This window comes from Streptococcus sp. NLN64, from assembly GCF_015831295.1.
Taxonomy (GTDB): Bacteria; Bacillota; Bacilli; order Lactobacillales; family Streptococcaceae; genus Streptococcus.
Genome location: NZ_JADXDQ010000004.1, coordinates 1 through 15656, shown reverse-complemented (window position 1 = coordinate 15656; position 15656 = coordinate 1). Strand labels below are relative to the sequence as shown.

The following is a 15656-nucleotide window of genomic DNA, read 5'->3' as shown; positions in this document are numbered from 1 at the left end:
AAGTATATGGTTACAGTAGATTTTCAAAAAGAAGTTGAATTGCGTAAAGAAGATTTACTCAAGGACTTGGTTAGTCTCTTGGAAATTAACTCTGAGCGCAGAGATGATCTAGCGGATGCGGAGCATCCATTTGGACCAGGTCCAGTGGCAGCACTTAAGCATTTCCTTGCTTTAGCAGAACGAGATGGTTATCCAACCTTAAACGTTGATAACTATGCTGGTCATTTTGAGTATGGTGAAGGTGAAGAAGTTCTTGGGATTTTTGCCCATATGGACGTTGTTCCAGCTGGAAGTGGTTGGGAAACGGATCCTTATAAACCCGTTGTCAAAGATGGTCGTCTTTATGCACGTGGATCTAGTGATGATAAGGGACCTACCATGGCTTGTTATTATGGTTTGAAAATTATTAAGGAACTTGGGCTTCCAACTTCTAAAAAAGTGCGTTTTGTAGTTGGGACAGATGAGGAATCTGGATGGGCAGACATGGACTATTATTTTGAACATGTCGGACTTCCAGAACCAGACTTTGGATTTTCTCCGGATGCTGAATTCCCCATTATTAATGGTGAAAAAGGAAATATCACAGCCTATCTCCATTATGATGGCCAACAGGAAGAAGGGCTCCAACTGCTTTCCTTTACTGGGGGACTCCGTGAGAACATGGTGCCAGAAGCTGCCAAGGCGGTGATTAAAGCTGCACCGGAGTCTATGGTTCAAGAATTCAACAATTATTTACACGAAGTCGGCTTGAAGGGGCAAACTCGGGAGCTTGAGGCCGGCCTAGAATTGGAACTAATTGGAAAATCTGCTCACGGTGCCTCACCACATCTGGGGATTAATGGAGCTACCTATTTGGCAGCCTTCTTGTCCGACTATCCATTCACAGGAGCTGCTCAATCTTATCTAGATTTAGCAGGTCGAATTCTGAAAGATGATCATGATGCGCGTGCTCTTGGTTTGGACTTCGTGGATGATCGTATGGGAGCTCTTTCCATGAATGCGGGGGTTTTCCGGTTTGAAAAAGAATCAGACCAGAGTCAAATTGCTCTAAACTTCCGTTACCCACAAGGAATGACACCAGAAAAGATCCAAGTAAAATTGGCAGGGGTATCTGGAGTAGAGGTGACGCTTTCCCAGCATGGCCACACCCCTCACTATGTGCCTGCTGAAGACCCACTCGTTCAGACCCTTCTTGCAGTTTATGAAAAACACACAGGTCTGAAAGGACATGAAAAAGTAATTGGTGGTGGAACTTTTGGACGTCTCTTGAAGCGCGGTGTAGCCTATGGAGCAATGTTCCCTGGCTATATCGACACCATGCACCAAGCCAATGAATTTATTGAAGTGGAAGATCTCTTCCGTGCCGCAGCCATTTATGCTGAGGCTATCTATGAATTGATTCGTTAATTTTTTAGGAGATATAGTCTTTTAGTTAATACTTAACCAACTTCAAAATCGGAATACTCGAAAAATTTCAAAGAGATAACTCGAAAAGCCGATGATGGTAGAACTAAAGTTCACCGAAGAGGCTTGACAACGTCAGAATTTGAAATTTATACTCGAAACAGTTCGAAATCTGAAACGAATTTTAATCCAGAAATTGGATTAAAATTTATAGGTAATGAAGCAAGCATCGCTTGCCATCAATCCGATGAAGACAGTACTTAGTGTTCGGCGAAGAAGAGTATAGTTTTTTAGATTATAAACTGTATGTGACATACTATTTTTATGGCATACGGAATTGATTTTAGAAAACGTGTCCTTGAATATGTTAAAGAGGGACATACACGTAAAGAGACAGCAGCTTTATTTAATATAGTCTTTTAGTTTGCTTTTAGTACAAGGCAGCGAGTCGCAGACAGTACTGAAGTACGGCAAGACGAGCTAACACAGTAACAAAAGATAAACTAAAAGAGTGTAACACATTCAGATTTTGAAATGTAATGAGTATGAATGAGTATAGGTATAAAAGAGTATACAATAACAGCCAGCCCAAACGGACTGGCTGTTATTGCTGTTTATAGAGATGGTAGGCGAATTCGTCTACCTTTTTTTTGTTTTTCTTGGAGAGTTTAAGGTAGATGTTAAAAATATCTTTGGGATCAATCAGATAGGTATCTTCAACTGATAAAATCTTTGACAACTGTAAAACTTGTTGGTAGGTTGGGATTTGTGCTCCCGATTCCCATTGGGCATACAAAGAACGAGGAATTGCCAGGATTTGATAGATATCTTCTTGGCGAAGGTTCAATTCTAAGCGACGTTTTTTTAATTTTTTACTATCAAACATTGACCGGCTCCTTCATATGTAATTGCCCTTACTATATCAAAATTTAAAAGTAAAAACAATGAAAACTAGGATAATTTAGAAAAAAGGATTGTAGTTTTTTTCGTGACCGATGGTAGTATTATCCCCATGACCTGGAAAGACCTGGTAGTGGTCGGGAAGTGAAAAGAGTCGCTCCCGAATGGAGCTCAGCAGGATCTGCTGATTCCCAGTAGGGAGATCCCAACGTCCCACGGTCTCCTTAAAGAGACAGTCTCCAGTCAAAACAGCATTTTCCGCTTCCCATACCAGGGAAACTCCACCAACTGAATGTCCAGGAGTTGCTAGGATTTTAAAAGAAAAGTCTTCCAAGTTGAGTAGCTGTCCGGTTTCGAAGTAGCATTCAGCCGGTCGGCAAACAATATCTGGAAGGTCTTGGTGACGGGCTAAACCGGACAAATTTTTGATAGGGTCCATTAACCAGTCAGCTTCGAGAGGGGAAACATAAACTGGCGGTCGGTCATAAGCCTCCCGAATTGTCTCTAATGAAAAAATGTGATCATAATGAGTGTGGGTGAGAAAGATGGCGATGAGAGATTTGTCGATGGCCTTTAATTTGGCGTGAATGGTTTCCAAGTCATTTCCAGGGTCTACCAAAATAAGCGCAGTTTCCGATTCTAGATAATAGGTATTTTCTCCAGCAAGTGGATTAAAGGATTGATGAATTGGCATAGGAACTCCTTTCACTATAAGTATATCATGCTTAGTAAAATTCTAACTGAAGAAAGAATAGAAAACCGAACAACTTAGAAAATTTTGACCAATTTAGTGTCTACTGCTATAATGTTTTAAGTAGAAAAATGAAAGATGGAGGAAGAGAATGAACACTCTACCAAATTGTCCAAAATGTAACTCCGAATATGTCTACGAAGATGGCATTCTGTTGGTCTGTCCTGAATGTGCTTACGAATGGGATCCAAACGCTGAAGTAGAGGAAGGAATTGTTGCTCTTGATGCTAACGGAGTGAAGTTGGCTGATGGTGATACCGTAACGCTAATCAAAGACTTAAAAGTTAAAGGGGCTCCGAAAGATTTAAAACAAGGAACCAAGGTTAAGAATATTCGCTTGGTTGAGGGCGACCACAATATTGACTGTAAAATTGATGGTTTTGGCGCTATGAAGTTGAAATCTGAGTTTGTGAAAAAAGTTTAATGGCTGCTCGAACAAAATTCATCCTTGGTTATCGATTGCTCTTATTAATTCTTTCATCAATTGGAATTAGTCTGGAACTCTTTGAAGATGGCTGGGGCATGTTGCTTTACTATACAGTTCTGTCCAATATCCTAGTTTGGGTCTTTCTGTATTATACACTTTGGACCTGGCGTAATAGTCGGACACAAGAATTTTACCGGGTTAAAGCTGGTGTGACCATGGCTATTTTAATCACTTTTGTGGTTTACCATGTACTTTTATCACCATCGGTTGACCCAGAGGATTTCTATACTCTTAAAAATCTCTTGGTTCACTATCTGGTTCCCCTAGCATTTGTTGTGGATACCTTGGTTTGGGATCGAGGTCGCCAATATCGCTTGGTGGATCCTTGGATTTGGACCTCGTTTCCAATTTTCTATCTAGCTTTTGCCTTACTGAATGGTTTGATCTTGAAATGGCCGATTCCTGGCGCTGATCATAGTCCGTTTGCTTATTTCTTTTTGGATGTTACGGAGTATGGCTGGACCTATGTGCTTCAGTATGCAGCGATTATTTTTGTAGCCTACCTCCTCGTAGGTTATCTCTTATTTGCTGTTAAAAATAAAATTTGGCAAAAATCCGGCAAGATTGGCTAACTTCTTGCAAAAAGGATTAAAAGATGCTACTCTAGTTTAAGAAAAATTTCCTTTAATTCTGTCCTGTGAGGCAGGCAAGGAGAGTCGAATGGAAGAAACTGGGTGCAGTTTATTTTGTAGAACCTCCTTGAATAAGGAGGTTTTTAGTTTTAGAAAAAAAGGAGAATGGAGATATGCGGGTCAAGGAAGTGGTCGATGATGTGACGCTAAAACGTGCGATCACACGAATCATCTATGAAATTATGGAACGCAATAAGGATTTAGACCAAGTTGCCTTGGTAGGCATCAAACGCAGGGGCGTTTATTTGGCTAAGCGGATTCAAGAACGCTTGGAACAGTTGGAAGGGATTCAAATTCCTCTAGGTGAACTGGATACCAATCCTTTTCGAGATGATCAAAAGGGAGGAGAAGACACCTCTCATATTCCATTTGATGTTGATAAACGGAATATTATTTTAGTGGATGATGTTCTGTACACAGGGCGAACCATTCGAGCGGCTATCGATGCCCTCATTAGTCGTGGTCGGCCAAACAAAGTCTCATTAGCTGTTTTAGTGGACCGCGGACATCGTGAACTTCCGATTCGACCGGACTATGTTGGCAAAAATATTCCAACCAGTTCCAAAGAAAAGATTTCTGTTCAATTAACAGAGCTAGATGGACAAGACTGTGTCTTGTTGAGCGAAGGTGAGTAAGAGTGTCCCAGCTTTCAAAAACAGTTGTCTTGATTACAGGTGCTTCGAGTGGAATTGGGGAGGCTACTGCTAGAAAATTAGCCCAGCAATCCAATTTTTCCTTGGTCCTAGTAGCAAGGAACCAGCAAAAATTAGAAACGCTTGCTGAAGAATTAAGAACTCACAGTTCTGTGGATGTTATGGTTTATCCTTTAGATTTGACCAAACTGGAATTGATCCCAGCAATGGTTGAAGCGGTATTGAATCGATTGGGGCGCTTGGATGTGGTTTTACAGGTTGCGGGCGCAGGAGATTTCAAACCAGCTATAGACATAAATCTGGAAGAAGTAGTGAATCAGTTTCAACTGAATACCCTATCAGGGATTATCTTGTCCAAAGCTGCTGGTCAACAGATGGTAAAGCAGGGCAATGGTAAGCTTCTCATTGTGGCCTCCATGTCCGGTAAATTACCAACTCCTCAGTCCTCAGTCTATGCTGCTAGTAAGAGTGCAATAAATACCTATGCTGCAGCCTTGGGGATGGAGTTAGAGTCTTCTGGAGTCGCAGTAACGGTTGTGAATCCCGGACCTGTTCGGACACCCTTTTTTGATCATAGTTCAACGATGCAGGACTACATTCAACATGTAGATCGCTTTGCAATGGATGTCAATCAGGTGGCTCAGAAGTTAGCGAATTTGGTTTTAAAAACTGGTTCCATGCCAAGAGAGGTAAATATGCCGTTTACCATGCGATTGGCATATTGGGGACATCGCTTTTTTCCAAACTTAGCTCGCTGGTTGACCATGCGTTTTGCTAATTTTAAATAAAAACTACGAATGAATTAAATGGGAGGAGGTAAGTGATGACAAAAAGATTGTTGATTTTAGAAAATGGTCAAGTCTTTGAAGGGCAGCCTTTAGGGGCTGAACAGGATGTCACCGGCAGAATTGTTCTGTCTAACCATACAAGTGGCCATCAGGAAATTATTTCGAATCAAACCTATAGTGGTCAGCTTTTAGCTTTCACTTATCCACGAGTGGGTAATTCAGGCTTTTATCGGGAGTTAGATGAATCCCTCCAACCTTCCTGCCGGGCTGTTATTGTATCGGATTATCGACACAAGAGCTCTTTTTGGAAACAAAAACAAGATTTAGATGCCTATCTTAAAGGAAAGGGAATTACCGGAATTCAGGGAATTGATACCCGGGCTTTGGCTCGAATTTTGCAGAAGGAAGGTCCTTTAAAAGCTACCATTGCAGATGAAGGTGATAGCCTGCATCATCTATTGGACCAGCTGGTTGCGACTGTTCTTCCCAAAGATGATGCTAGACAAGCTTCAACTCGGGCCCCCTTTCCCGTACCAGGAGTAGGGAAAAACATTATTCTCTTAGATTTTGGGGTTAAACATGCCCTACTTCGGGAGTTTTCCAAACGTGATAGTAACATCATTGTCCTACCATTTGATACCCCATTGGATAGAATTCACAACTACCAACCAGATGCGATTGTTCTTTCCAGTGGACCAGGTGACCCCCGTTATTTGGCTACGAATGAATTATTGGCTACATTGAGAACCCTTCAGGACCAATATCCGATTCTAGCTGTAGGTTTAGGTCACCTGCTCCTCTCATTAGCCAACCAAGCAGAGCTTGAAGAATTGGCTCATGGAATTACGGGCAGGCATGCTCTGTATGAATCTCTTACAAATCAAGTGTTGATTACGGACTACCATCATCAGTATCCTATTAAAAGAGAGAATTTTCCCGAGCAGCTCTTCGCGACACATGTAACCTTAGATCAAAAATATGTGATCGGATATCGCCATCGTCGAAGACCAGTCTTATCGGTTCAGTTTTCACCAGAAGGTTCTCCGGGTCCTCATGATTTTATCTATTTGCTGGATGAATTCTTCACACTACTGGATCAAGGAGGTCGTTCAGAATGAAACTTGTTTTGACACCTAGTGAATTAAATCAGAATCAGGAGCGGACCCTCAATCGTCTCCTACAAAAAAATAAAAACTGGATTCACCATGCTTTTAGGGATTTAGAATCCCTTTTGGCTACATTGGTGGAAAATCCTGAGTACACTATTTTCCCGCTGTTTTTGGATCGTGAACTTATCGATCTCCTAATTGAAGTTCAAAAACAAGAAGCTTGGATGCAAATGAGATCAAGATGGCATAGTTATCCTGCTGCTTCCTTAGAATATCTTTTGCATGCAGAGCTCTTCCAGTCTCAATTGAAACAATTAGGACTGAATATGACCAATAGTCAATTGGTTTATGGCTGGGAAGATATACAGGATCGGATGCAGGAATTGACTTTTCCCGTCTTGCTTCGGGATTCCTTACAAATGCATGGCCAGGAACCGATAACGGTTGGAAATATAGAAGAGCTTCAAACTGCTTACGAATATTTCCAGGATTTGGTATTACCCCTCCCCTATTATCTGGAGAGTCCAATGAAAGGTTTGAGAGAAGTCGAGTTAGTACTGGTTCGTGATTCTTATGATTCCAGCTTTATCTTGGGGACCGCGGAGCATATTGAACCTGTTGGTCTGCACAGGGAAGATGCGACCATTGTATTTCCAGCTCAAACCTTGTCAGATTCAGATATTCAGTTTTTACGGAATTATTCGATTCGTTTGGCCCGAGGCTTGCGTTTACAAGGGCTGATCTCTTTACGCTTTGCTTGGAATCCACAGAAGCAGCAGGCTTTTCTTCTACAAGTTGGACTGGGATTAAATGATAGTGCTTTGATGATGAGCCAAATTTTACGCTTACCCATGGCAGAATTGATGCTGCACATTTTGGAAGGGAATCCTGTTCAAAGTATGCCAGGTTGGAAGGCTGGAGAACCGGTCATGGACTATTTGGTGGCTCGGTTCCCCTTGGATTTTAGCCAAGACCATTTAGCTGATGGAGCACTCCGACGACAATCAACTGGACAGTTTTATGCCTATGCTCGAAATTTGGAAGCCAGCTTGCTCAAAGGATTGGCTGTTTTAGAAGCACGGCTGGATTTTCCACTGGAGCGATTGAGTGAAGAGGATTTAATTGATCATTTGGTTCGACAGCAGTCAGACCGCTTGCTGTATCTTCTTGAGGGGCTTAGACGTGGCCTTTCGGTTTCCTATATCCAAGGCTTGACGCATATAGATCCTCTTTTTTTAGAGGCCTTACAATCTGTCGTTGAGTTGGAAAAAGAACTGGTTCAAAAGTCAAGAGATTTAGAATTGCTTCGACAAGCAAAGGCAGCAGGTCTATCGGATCTCCGCATTGCTAAATTATGGAATGAATCAGAAGAGGCTATTTGGCAGTTGCGGGTTTCAGAGGGCATTCTTCCTACCTATAAGGAAATTGAAGGTTGGATTGGGTTTGCTGTAGCCTATTATTCGAGCTATGAAATGGAGAACGAAGCCCAACAAAATGTGCATCCAAGCACAGTCTTCCTGTATTCCGATCAGAACCCTTGGTTGGGACAGGAATTATGGAAGGAATCCATCTTAGTCGGTAGCAATAGTCCTTTGGAAGCGGGAATGAAACAGTATCTAGAACCACTGATTCCTGAGCTCATTGACCAGGTTCTATTACTGGAGGATCCAGACAAACTCTATGGAAGTCCTGAAATTCGCAGCCTGAATCTACGTCATTTCTACACCCGTACTGGATTCGATTAAAAAATTAAAAGCTGTCAAGAAAAAAATTAAAAGCTGTCAAGAAAAAAACTTGACAGCTTTTTGAGAAGGTGTTAGAATAGCTATTGTTGAGTTTCCTTAACACAAAGAAAAAGTTTAGAAAAGAGAATTTATAAAATGGCAGTTAAAATTCGTTTGACTCGTATGGGTTCTAAAAAGAAACCTTTTTACCGTATCAATGTTGCAGATTCACGTGCTCCACGTGATGGACGGTTCATCGAAACAGTTGGAACTTACAACCCACTTGTTGAAGAAAACCAAGTGACTCTTAAAGAAGAGCGCGTTTTGGCATGGTTGGCTGATGGAGCACAACCATCTGATACAGTGCGTAACATTCTTTCAAAAGCTGGAATCATGAAGAAATTCCACGAGTCAAAACTCTCTAAATAATAAAGGTTAGCTTATGGACACGATTGAAAATCTCATTATTGCGATTGTGAAGCCACTGATTTCACATCCAGACCACTTAACCATTCGTATCGAGGATACGCCTGAATTTCTGGAGTACCATTTGGATTTACATCCGTCGGATGTTGGTCGGGTAATCGGTCGGAAAGGGCGGACGATTTCAGCGATAAGGACGATTGTTTATTCGGTCCCAATCGATTCAAAAAAAGTTCGGATTGTGATTGATGAACAAGAGTGATCTTGTTACTTGGAGTCGTTCGAACTTTTGAAGAAGCTAAGACTACTGGGGCCCTGGTCCCAGTTTTTTATTTTAATTGGAGAGTTAGATGGAGTATTTAAACGTAGGTACCATTGTCAATACCCAAGGTTTACAAGGGGAGATGCGGGTGCTATCTGTTACGGATTTTGCAGAAGAGCGGTTTAAAAAGGGAAGCCAATTGGCCTTGTTTGATCCTCAGGATCAGTTCGTTCAAATGGTAGAGATTCACAGTCACCGTAAGGCTAAGCAGTTTGATATTATCAAATTTAAAGGCATGTATCATATTAATGATATTGAAAAGTACAAGACTTATCAGTTGAAAATTGCGATAGAAGACCTGAGTGATTTGGAAGAAGGTGCCTTCTACTACCATGAAATTATTGGTCTCCCTGTCTATGAAGGAAATCAACTGCTTGGAACCATCAAGGAAATCCTTCAGCCGGGTGCCAATGATGTTTGGGTCGTAAAAAGAAAAGGGAAGAATGATTTGCTATTACCTTACATTCCACCAGTAGTCCTAGAAGTGGATTTAGAAGCTGGAAAAATAGTCGTTGAAGTTCCGGAAGGATTGGACGATGAGAATTGATATTTTAACCCTTTTTCCAGAAATGTTTTCGCCTTTGGAGCACTCTATAGTCGGTAAGGCACGAGAAAAAGGCTTGCTAGACATGAATTATCATAATTTCCGGGAAGCGGCAGAAAAAGCTCGTCATGTAGATGACGAACCTTATGGGGGAGGACAAGGAATGTTACTCCGAGCCCAACCAATTTATGATGCCATTGAAGGTATCCAAGGTCGTGAACAAGCACGAGTCATCCTTTTAGATCCTGCAGGTCGTTCTTTTGATCAAGTTTATGCGGAAGAGTTATCCAAAGAAAAACAACTGATTTTTATTTGTGGTCACTATGAAGGTTATGATGAGCGGATTAAACCGTTAGTGACAGATGAAATCTCTTTGGGGGATTATGTCTTAACAGGGGGAGAACTAGCGGCCATGACGATTATTGACGCGACAGTTCGTCTGGTTCCACAAGTTATTGGGAAGGAATGTAGTCATACAGATGATAGTTTTTCTTCAGGTCTTTTGGAATATCCCCAGTACACACGTCCTTACGATTTCCGAGGGATGACAGTTCCAGACGTTTTAATGAGTGGTCACCATGAGCGTATACGGCAATGGCGTCTTTTTCAAAGTTTGAAAAAAACAAAAGAAAGGCGGCCGGATTTACTTCAAGACTATACGCTAACCAAAGAGGAGGAGCGATTTTTACAGTTAATTGAAGAAAATCGTGATATTGATGAATTCTTTAAGTAAAAAAGCTTGACAGCAGTAGCAGACTCCTGTATAATATAATAGATTTTAACTTGAAGGGAGTGAGATGGAATGTCAAAAACAGTGGTACGTAAGAATGAATCATTAGATGATGCACTTCGTCGATTCAAGCGTGCGGTTACTAAAGCTGGTACTCTTCAAGAAACACGTAAACGTGAATTCTATGAAAAACCTTCTGTAAAACGTAAACGTAAATCAGAAGCAGCTCGTAAACGTAAGAAATTCTAATAGTGAAAGCAGTCCAGTCGGATTGCTTTTTTCTACTATTTTAGATATCCTTGAAGGAAGACCTATTCGTTCAAAAGAGATTATTCAACATAGTTGGATGTCTAAAGGACGTTTACACCAAAATTATTACTCGAAACAGCTCGAAATCTGAAAAGGCAATCCGATGAGGACAGAACTGAGGGTTCGGCGAACAGGATTAACATAGTCAGATTTTGAAATGTAATGAGTATAAAATACATTTCAAAACCTACTTTGCATGCTGATAAATTCCCTGGATTCACTGAAATCAAACATGGAGATTTAGATTTTGTGCTTTATAAAATCTGAGTAGAAAAAGGCTGAGACGTCTGTCTCAGCCCTCTATGATGATTATTTTTTCTCAAGTAGCGCTTTGATATCTTGAAGCAATTCAACTTCTGTTGGACCAGCAACTTCAGCTTCCTCTTCTTTAGCTCCGATAGATTGAGCTTTCTCAACAGCTTTAACAACGAAGAAGAGAACAGTACCGATAATTAAGAAGTTAATGATAGCACTTAGGAAGCTACCATATGCAACGCCGTTCCAAGTAAGTTCAGCGATTTTCTCAACTTGAGCAGCTTTCAAAGCAGGGTTCAAGAAGATTGGTGTCAAGACATCTTCTACCAAAGAAGTAATGATCTGTCCGAAAGCAGCCCCGATAATCACAGCCACAGCAAGGTCAACAATATTTCCACGTAGGAGGAAATCTTTCAATTCTTTTAACATAAGAATCTCCATTCTTTTATTTGATACGAATACATTATAGCTAAGTAAGATTAAAAAGACAATGGATTTGCTTGATTTTTTTTAGGGGAAACTAGAAACGGCTTGTTTTACAAAAGTGGTTATTTAGGATAAAATGAAGGAATAATAACCGGAAGGAGGGGACATGGTTTCAACGCAAGATATTCAAGATTTAAAGAGTCGTGTGAACATTGTGGATGTCATCGGAGACTACCTTCCTTTGACCAAGGCTGGTCGTAATTATCTAGGACTTTGTCCTTTTCATGGAGAAAAAACACCTTCCTTTAACGTGAACCAGGAAAAACAATTTTACCATTGTTTTGGTTGCGGCAAGTCAGGAGATGTCTATCGGTTTATTGAAGAGATTGATGGAATTCCCTTTATGGAGGCAGTGGCCAAAGTAGCTCAGTTTAATGGCGAAACCATGGACATTGCTCCCTCTAGACAGGTTCCAGCTAAGAAACCTTCAGTTGAAGGAGACTTGATAGCCTTACACCAAGAAGCTGCGACTTTTTATCAAGCCATTTTACTGACATCTACGATGGGGAAAGAAGCTCTAGCTTATTTGGAATCGCGGGGATTAAGCCGCAAGGATATTGAATATTTTGGAATTGGATTAGCGCCTGCTAGAGGAGGGTTTCTTTATGACCGGGTGGTTCAAAAGTTTGATTTTCCGGAAGACCGCTACTTAGATTCTGGTCTCTTTCATATTGAGCAGAACCGCTTAGTTGATTCCTTCCATGACCGAATTATGTTTCCCTTGACCAATATTAAGGGACAAGTTATTGGTTTTTCAGGCCGCATTTTTGGAAACCAATCTGATCAACAGGCAAAGTACAAAAATAGCAGACGGACCAAGATTTTTAATAAGAGTTTTGAATTCTACCACTTGGATCAGGCTCTCCCTCATATTAAAAAAAGCAAAGAAGTTTACCTGATGGAAGGCTTTATGGATGTCATCGCTGCCTACCGTTCCGGTGTTCGAAATGTCATCGCAACCATGGGGACAGCCCTGACATCTGAACATGTCCAACGCTTACGGGCCTATAATCCTTCTGTGATTCTGGCCTACGATGGAGATAATGCTGGACAGGCAGCTATTGAGAAAGCAATTCAGGAATTAAAAGGCTTTCCAGTTGAAGTTGTACGCTTTTCTCAAGGTATGGATCCAGATGAATTTCTCCAAGCCCATTCTTCAGAAGAGTTACGAACCTGTCTTGAGGAAACGCGTATGGATGCCCTTGAGTTTCTGATGGACTATTACCGTCCGTCCAATCTTCAGGGAGTTCAGGCTCAATTGGCCTATGTAGAGCGATTGGTTCCTTATATTGCAGCTTTAACCTCGGATTTATTGAGGGAAGTTTATATCAGGAAACTGACCCAAGAGGCTTCTGCTTTTGACCAAGTGCAGGTGGAGCAGATGGTTGCCCAGGCTCGTGTGCAAGTAGCAGCCGGATCCGCAAATCAGGTTCGTATCGCTCCTGTAGAGGTGCAGGTCCGTCTCCCTCAGAGCAGGTTGGCCCAAACCGAGAGGCAACTGCTTCATCGCTTAATCCACCATAGCTCCTTGTTAAATGAATTTCGCTTTTTAGAAAATTTTCACTTTGTTGAAAAGAATCATGAACAGCTCTATCAGCTATTGTTAGAGAAAGGGCAACTAACCAGCCAAGATTTGGGGGAAGCAACAGAAGAGATTAATCGCCTGTGGTACCAAATTCTAGAAATGAATTTACCTCCTCAAATTGGGGATGAGGAAATTGAACAATTAATGCAAACCCAAGAATGGGAAAAGCATAAACAAAAAAATAAAGAAATTGCCAAAAATATTCAAGCATCTGTGCAAATAGGTCAACATGACCAAGCTGCGATGGATTTAAATGAACTGATTGCCCAAAAAAGAAAAATGGAGTAAGGAATGGCTAAAAAACAAAAAGAAGTAACAACATTAGATGTTCAAATTGCAGAGTTTATTCGGAATCATAAGCTTTCCGGAACCGCAACCGATGAGGAAATTAATAGCTCCCTAATTATTCCGTTTAGTTTAGATGCAGACGGGATTGATAATCTTTTACAACGTATTCAGGATGCGGGTATCGCCGTAACTGACAAAGATGGAAATCCAAGTCAACGCGTATTGGCAGCTGAGGAAGAGGAGAAGGATTTGTCAGATGAGGAATTGCTGGGAAGTAATTCTGCCAAAGTCAATGATCCTGTCCGTATGTATTTGAAAGAAATTGGGGTAGTACCTCTTCTGACCAATGAAGAAGAACAAGAACTGGCTATCTTAGTTGAGCAAGGAGACCTAGAAGCTAAACAACGCTTGGCTGAAGCCAATCTACGTCTGGTTGTCTCTATTGCCAAACGCTATGTCGGTCGTGGCATGCAGTTCCTGGATCTGATTCAGGAAGGAAATATGGGCTTGATGAAGGCCGTTGATAAGTTTGACCATACCAAAGGTTTCAAATTCTCAACGTATGCGACTTGGTGGATCCGTCAAGCTATCACACGGGCGATTGCTGACCAAGCACGGACCATTCGTATCCCAGTCCACATGGTTGAAACCATCAACAAATTGGTTCGGGAGCAACGGACCTTGCTTCAAGAATTGGGACAGGACCCAACTCCAGAACAAATTGCTGAACGGATGGATATGACCCCTGATAAGGTCCGTGAAATCTTGAAAATTGCTCAAGAACCTGTATCTCTTGAAACCCCAATTGGTGAAGAAGATGATAGTCACTTGGGAGATTTCATTGAGGATGAGGTCATTGAGAACCCAGTTGATTATACAACTCGAGTTGTTCTTCGTGAACAATTGGATGAAGTCTTAGACACACTGACTGACCGCGAAGAAAACGTGCTTCGCCTTCGTTTCGGTTTAGATGATGGAAAAATGCGGACGCTCGAAGATGTTGGAAAAGTTTTCAATGTGACGCGTGAACGGATTCGTCAGATTGAAGCAAAAGCCTTGCGTAAACTTCGTCAACCTAGTCGTTCGAAGCCTTTACGTGATTTCATTGAGGATTAGGGAGTAACTATGTCTTATACAGAAGTAGAAGTAGAAGCAATTAAAACCAAGATCCTCCATGCCTTGGAAGACGTCATGGATCCGGAATTAGGAATTGATATTGTTAATCTTGGTTTGGTTTATGAAATCCGTTTTGATGGGGAATCTGGCCATACAGAAATTGATATGACCCTCACGACCATGGGCTGCCCCTTAGCTGACTTGTTAACTTCACAAATTTATGATGCCCTCAAACCAGTGGAGGAAGTTAAGAAGGTGGATGTTAAACTTGTTTGGTATCCAGCCTGGACCGTCGAAAAAATGAGTCGCTACGCGCGAATTGCTTTGGGAATTAAATAAAAAAATAAGAAAGTCGGAGTTTTCCGGCTTTTTTTGTCGCTAGATGTTGGGGGGTGTGATGCTAGCTTGCAATTGGAACCTTGCTTTCTATGACTTAAAACACAATATATAGTACGTTGTTCAGATGTTTCACTAGATATTGATTTTTGTTTTATGGAGTGATACACTAGTTCCAGTCATAAAAAGTCTAGTGGTGAAAAGTCAAGTTCAAAGTTCTGAGCAGTTACTCTTTTTTTCAGAAAAAAGGGCGCACTGAAAAGAGCTAGCGAAAAATGATGTTTTTCAACCAATTTTCACTAGATTTTCAAGGAGTGTGCAGATCCTAATAGGTATCTTCCATAAGCCTCCTTGGTGGCGTATAGAGTTGGCGGTTGCGTAGTAGCACATCCACCAGACGCACAAATTTTCTAGCAGTTAAGACGAGAGCTCGTTTATGTTTGTTTTTTGGTACTTCTTGACACTTCTTCTGGTAATAGGCTTTGTATTCTTCGTCATAACGTCTGACAGAGTTGGCGGCTTCAACTAAGTAATAACGTAGATAACGATTGCCTCTTTTCACAAGAGATGTGTTTTGAGATTTTGTGTTTCCAGATTGCGATTCTTTCCAGTTAAGACCTGCATATTTAGCGACTTGAGGGTGATCGTTGAATCGTTCAATTTGCCCAATTTCTGCAATAATACCAGCAGCGTAGACTTTCCCAACACCGGGAATAGAGGTTAGACACTGGTATTCAGGAATTGTTTCGACCATATCCTCGATAGCTTTATCGATATCTTTGATGATTTTTTCAAGATTTCTGATTTCTCGAAC

At 41.3% G+C, this 15656-nt stretch carries 19 protein-coding genes; 15 read left to right on the top strand and 4 right to left on the bottom strand.

Translation table 11 applies throughout. The features are described 5' to 3' along the window. Positions 1 to 6: 6 nt before the first annotated feature. Entirely contained in the window at positions 7 to 1407 is a 1401-nt protein-coding gene (pepV, locus tag I2503_RS01270) for a dipeptidase PepV (RefSeq protein ID WP_196966784.1), read from the top strand. A 601-nt stretch (positions 1408 to 2008) separates the two neighbouring features. Here the strand turns inward: pepV and I2503_RS01265 are convergent. After that, positions 2009 to 2290, bottom strand: coding sequence for a helix-turn-helix transcriptional regulator (locus I2503_RS01265; protein WP_196090817.1), 282 nt, complete (start codon positions 2288 to 2290; stop codon positions 2009 to 2011). 75 nt (positions 2291 to 2365) lie between these two features. Next, entirely contained in the window at positions 2366 to 2998 is a 633-nt protein-coding gene (locus tag I2503_RS01260; protein WP_196090818.1) for an MBL fold metallo-hydrolase, read from the bottom strand. 148 nt (positions 2999 to 3146) lie between these two features. Here I2503_RS01260 and I2503_RS01255 point away from each other — a divergent pair, with 148 nt between their 5' ends. The 11 genes from I2503_RS01255 (at position 3147) to rpsU (ending at position 10716) form a co-directional block, all read left to right on the top strand. Further along, positions 3147 to 3479, top strand: coding sequence for a zinc ribbon domain-containing protein YjdM (locus I2503_RS01255; RefSeq protein ID WP_196090819.1), 333 nt, complete (start codon positions 3147 to 3149; stop codon positions 3477 to 3479). Beyond that, positions 3479 to 4114 carry a Pr6Pr family membrane protein gene (locus tag I2503_RS01250; RefSeq protein ID WP_196090820.1) on the top strand — a complete coding sequence of 212 codons (636 nt, stop codon included), beginning with the start codon at positions 3479 to 3481 and terminating at the stop codon, positions 4112 to 4114. The genes I2503_RS01255 and I2503_RS01250 overlap by 1 nt, the downstream gene beginning before the upstream one ends. A 173-nt stretch (positions 4115 to 4287) precedes the next feature. Further along, the gene (gene pyrR / locus I2503_RS01245) at positions 4288 to 4809 is read left to right on the top strand and encodes a bifunctional pyr operon transcriptional regulator/uracil phosphoribosyltransferase PyrR (protein ID WP_196090821.1); all 522 of its coding nucleotides are present in this window, start codon (positions 4288 to 4290) and stop codon (positions 4807 to 4809) included. A gap of 2 nt (positions 4810 to 4811) precedes the next feature. Beyond that, positions 4812 to 5615 (top strand): SDR family NAD(P)-dependent oxidoreductase, encoded by an 804-nt coding sequence (locus I2503_RS01240; RefSeq protein WP_196090822.1) that lies wholly within the window; start codon positions 4812 to 4814, stop codon positions 5613 to 5615. A 35-nt stretch (positions 5616 to 5650) separates the two neighbouring features. Next, on the top strand, positions 5651 to 6733 hold the full coding sequence (locus I2503_RS01235; protein ID WP_196966783.1) for a carbamoyl phosphate synthase small subunit: 1083 nt from the start codon (positions 5651 to 5653) through the stop codon (positions 6731 to 6733). Then, complete coding sequence (locus I2503_RS01230; RefSeq protein WP_196966782.1) at positions 6730 to 8469, top strand: hypothetical protein; 1740 nt, start codon at positions 6730 to 6732, stop codon at positions 8467 to 8469. The genes I2503_RS01235 and I2503_RS01230 overlap by 4 nt, the downstream gene beginning before the upstream one ends. A 135-nt stretch (positions 8470 to 8604) precedes the next feature. Continuing rightward, on the top strand, positions 8605 to 8877 hold the full coding sequence (gene rpsP, locus I2503_RS01225; protein WP_196090825.1) for a 30S ribosomal protein S16: 273 nt from the start codon (positions 8605 to 8607) through the stop codon (positions 8875 to 8877). A 13-nt stretch (positions 8878 to 8890) separates the two neighbouring features. Then, positions 8891 to 9133 (top strand): KH domain-containing protein, encoded by a 243-nt coding sequence (locus tag I2503_RS01220; protein ID WP_196090826.1) that lies wholly within the window; start codon positions 8891 to 8893, stop codon positions 9131 to 9133. Between the two features lie 88 nt (positions 9134 to 9221). Beyond that, on the top strand, positions 9222 to 9740 hold the full coding sequence (gene rimM / locus I2503_RS01215) for a ribosome maturation factor RimM (RefSeq protein ID WP_196966781.1): 519 nt from the start codon (positions 9222 to 9224) through the stop codon (positions 9738 to 9740). After that, entirely contained in the window at positions 9730 to 10470 is a 741-nt protein-coding gene (trmD, locus tag I2503_RS01210) for a tRNA (guanosine(37)-N1)-methyltransferase TrmD (RefSeq protein WP_196090828.1), read from the top strand. The genes rimM and trmD overlap by 11 nt, the downstream gene beginning before the upstream one ends. Positions 10471 to 10539: 69 nt before the next feature. Then, entirely contained in the window at positions 10540 to 10716 is a 177-nt protein-coding gene (gene rpsU, locus I2503_RS01205; RefSeq protein WP_000048054.1) for a 30S ribosomal protein S21, read from the top strand. A gap of 369 nt (positions 10717 to 11085) precedes the next feature. On the opposite strand, the gene mscL is transcribed toward rpsU, so the two are convergent. After that, positions 11086 to 11460 (bottom strand): large conductance mechanosensitive channel protein MscL, encoded by a 375-nt coding sequence (mscL, locus tag I2503_RS01200; protein ID WP_196090829.1) that lies wholly within the window; start codon positions 11458 to 11460, stop codon positions 11086 to 11088. 163 nt (positions 11461 to 11623) lie between these two features. Between mscL and dnaG the strand changes: the two genes are divergently transcribed. Genes dnaG through I2503_RS01185 form a run of 3 tightly spaced genes read left to right on the top strand, consistent with a single transcriptional unit; the run spans position 11624 to position 14845 of the window. Beyond that, complete coding sequence (dnaG, locus tag I2503_RS01195; RefSeq protein WP_196966780.1) at positions 11624 to 13390, top strand: DNA primase; 1767 nt, start codon at positions 11624 to 11626, stop codon at positions 13388 to 13390. Between the two features lie 3 nt (positions 13391 to 13393). Then, positions 13394 to 14506, top strand: coding sequence for an RNA polymerase sigma factor RpoD (rpoD, locus tag I2503_RS01190; protein WP_196090831.1), 1113 nt, complete (start codon positions 13394 to 13396; stop codon positions 14504 to 14506). 9 nt (positions 14507 to 14515) lie between these two features. After that, positions 14516 to 14845 carry a metal-sulfur cluster assembly factor gene (locus I2503_RS01185; protein ID WP_196090832.1) on the top strand — a complete coding sequence of 110 codons (330 nt, stop codon included), beginning with the start codon at positions 14516 to 14518 and terminating at the stop codon, positions 14843 to 14845. A gap of 322 nt (positions 14846 to 15167) precedes the next feature. On the opposite strand, the gene I2503_RS01180 is transcribed toward I2503_RS01185, so the two are convergent. Continuing rightward, positions 15168 to 15656 (bottom strand): IS110 family transposase (locus I2503_RS01180; RefSeq protein ID WP_196966779.1); only part of this gene is annotated, 489 nt, incomplete at its 5' end.

Excerpts from the sequence above, each read along its gene's own strand:
- pepV (WP_196966784.1), top strand. The coding sequence starts at position 7 with ATGGTTACAGTAGATTTTCAAAAAGAAGTTGAATTGCGTAAAGAAGAT.
- I2503_RS01265 (WP_196090817.1), bottom strand. The coding sequence starts at position 2,290 with ATGTTTGATAGTAAAAAATTAAAAAAACGTCGCTTAGAATTGAACCTT.
- I2503_RS01260 (WP_196090818.1), bottom strand. The coding sequence starts at position 2,998 with ATGCCAATTCATCAATCCTTTAATCCACTTGCTGGAGAAAATACCTAT.
- I2503_RS01255 (WP_196090819.1), top strand. The coding sequence starts at position 3,147 with ATGAACACTCTACCAAATTGTCCAAAATGTAACTCCGAATATGTCTAC.
- I2503_RS01250 (WP_196090820.1), top strand. The coding sequence starts at position 3,479 with ATGGCTGCTCGAACAAAATTCATCCTTGGTTATCGATTGCTCTTATTA.
- pyrR (WP_196090821.1), top strand. The coding sequence starts at position 4,288 with ATGCGGGTCAAGGAAGTGGTCGATGATGTGACGCTAAAACGTGCGATC.
- I2503_RS01235 (WP_196966783.1), top strand. The coding sequence starts at position 5,651 with ATGACAAAAAGATTGTTGATTTTAGAAAATGGTCAAGTCTTTGAAGGG.
- I2503_RS01230 (WP_196966782.1), top strand. The coding sequence starts at position 6,730 with ATGAAACTTGTTTTGACACCTAGTGAATTAAATCAGAATCAGGAGCGG.
- rpsP (WP_196090825.1), top strand. The coding sequence starts at position 8,605 with ATGGCAGTTAAAATTCGTTTGACTCGTATGGGTTCTAAAAAGAAACCT.
- I2503_RS01220 (WP_196090826.1), top strand. The coding sequence starts at position 8,891 with ATGGACACGATTGAAAATCTCATTATTGCGATTGTGAAGCCACTGATT.
- rimM (WP_196966781.1), top strand. The coding sequence starts at position 9,222 with ATGGAGTATTTAAACGTAGGTACCATTGTCAATACCCAAGGTTTACAA.
- trmD (WP_196090828.1), top strand. The coding sequence starts at position 9,730 with ATGAGAATTGATATTTTAACCCTTTTTCCAGAAATGTTTTCGCCTTTG.
- rpsU (WP_000048054.1), top strand. The coding sequence starts at position 10,540 with ATGTCAAAAACAGTGGTACGTAAGAATGAATCATTAGATGATGCACTT.
- mscL (WP_196090829.1), bottom strand. The coding sequence starts at position 11,460 with ATGTTAAAAGAATTGAAAGATTTCCTCCTACGTGGAAATATTGTTGAC.
- dnaG (WP_196966780.1), top strand. The coding sequence starts at position 11,624 with ATGGTTTCAACGCAAGATATTCAAGATTTAAAGAGTCGTGTGAACATT.
- rpoD (WP_196090831.1), top strand. The coding sequence starts at position 13,394 with ATGGCTAAAAAACAAAAAGAAGTAACAACATTAGATGTTCAAATTGCA.
- I2503_RS01185 (WP_196090832.1), top strand. The coding sequence starts at position 14,516 with ATGTCTTATACAGAAGTAGAAGTAGAAGCAATTAAAACCAAGATCCTC.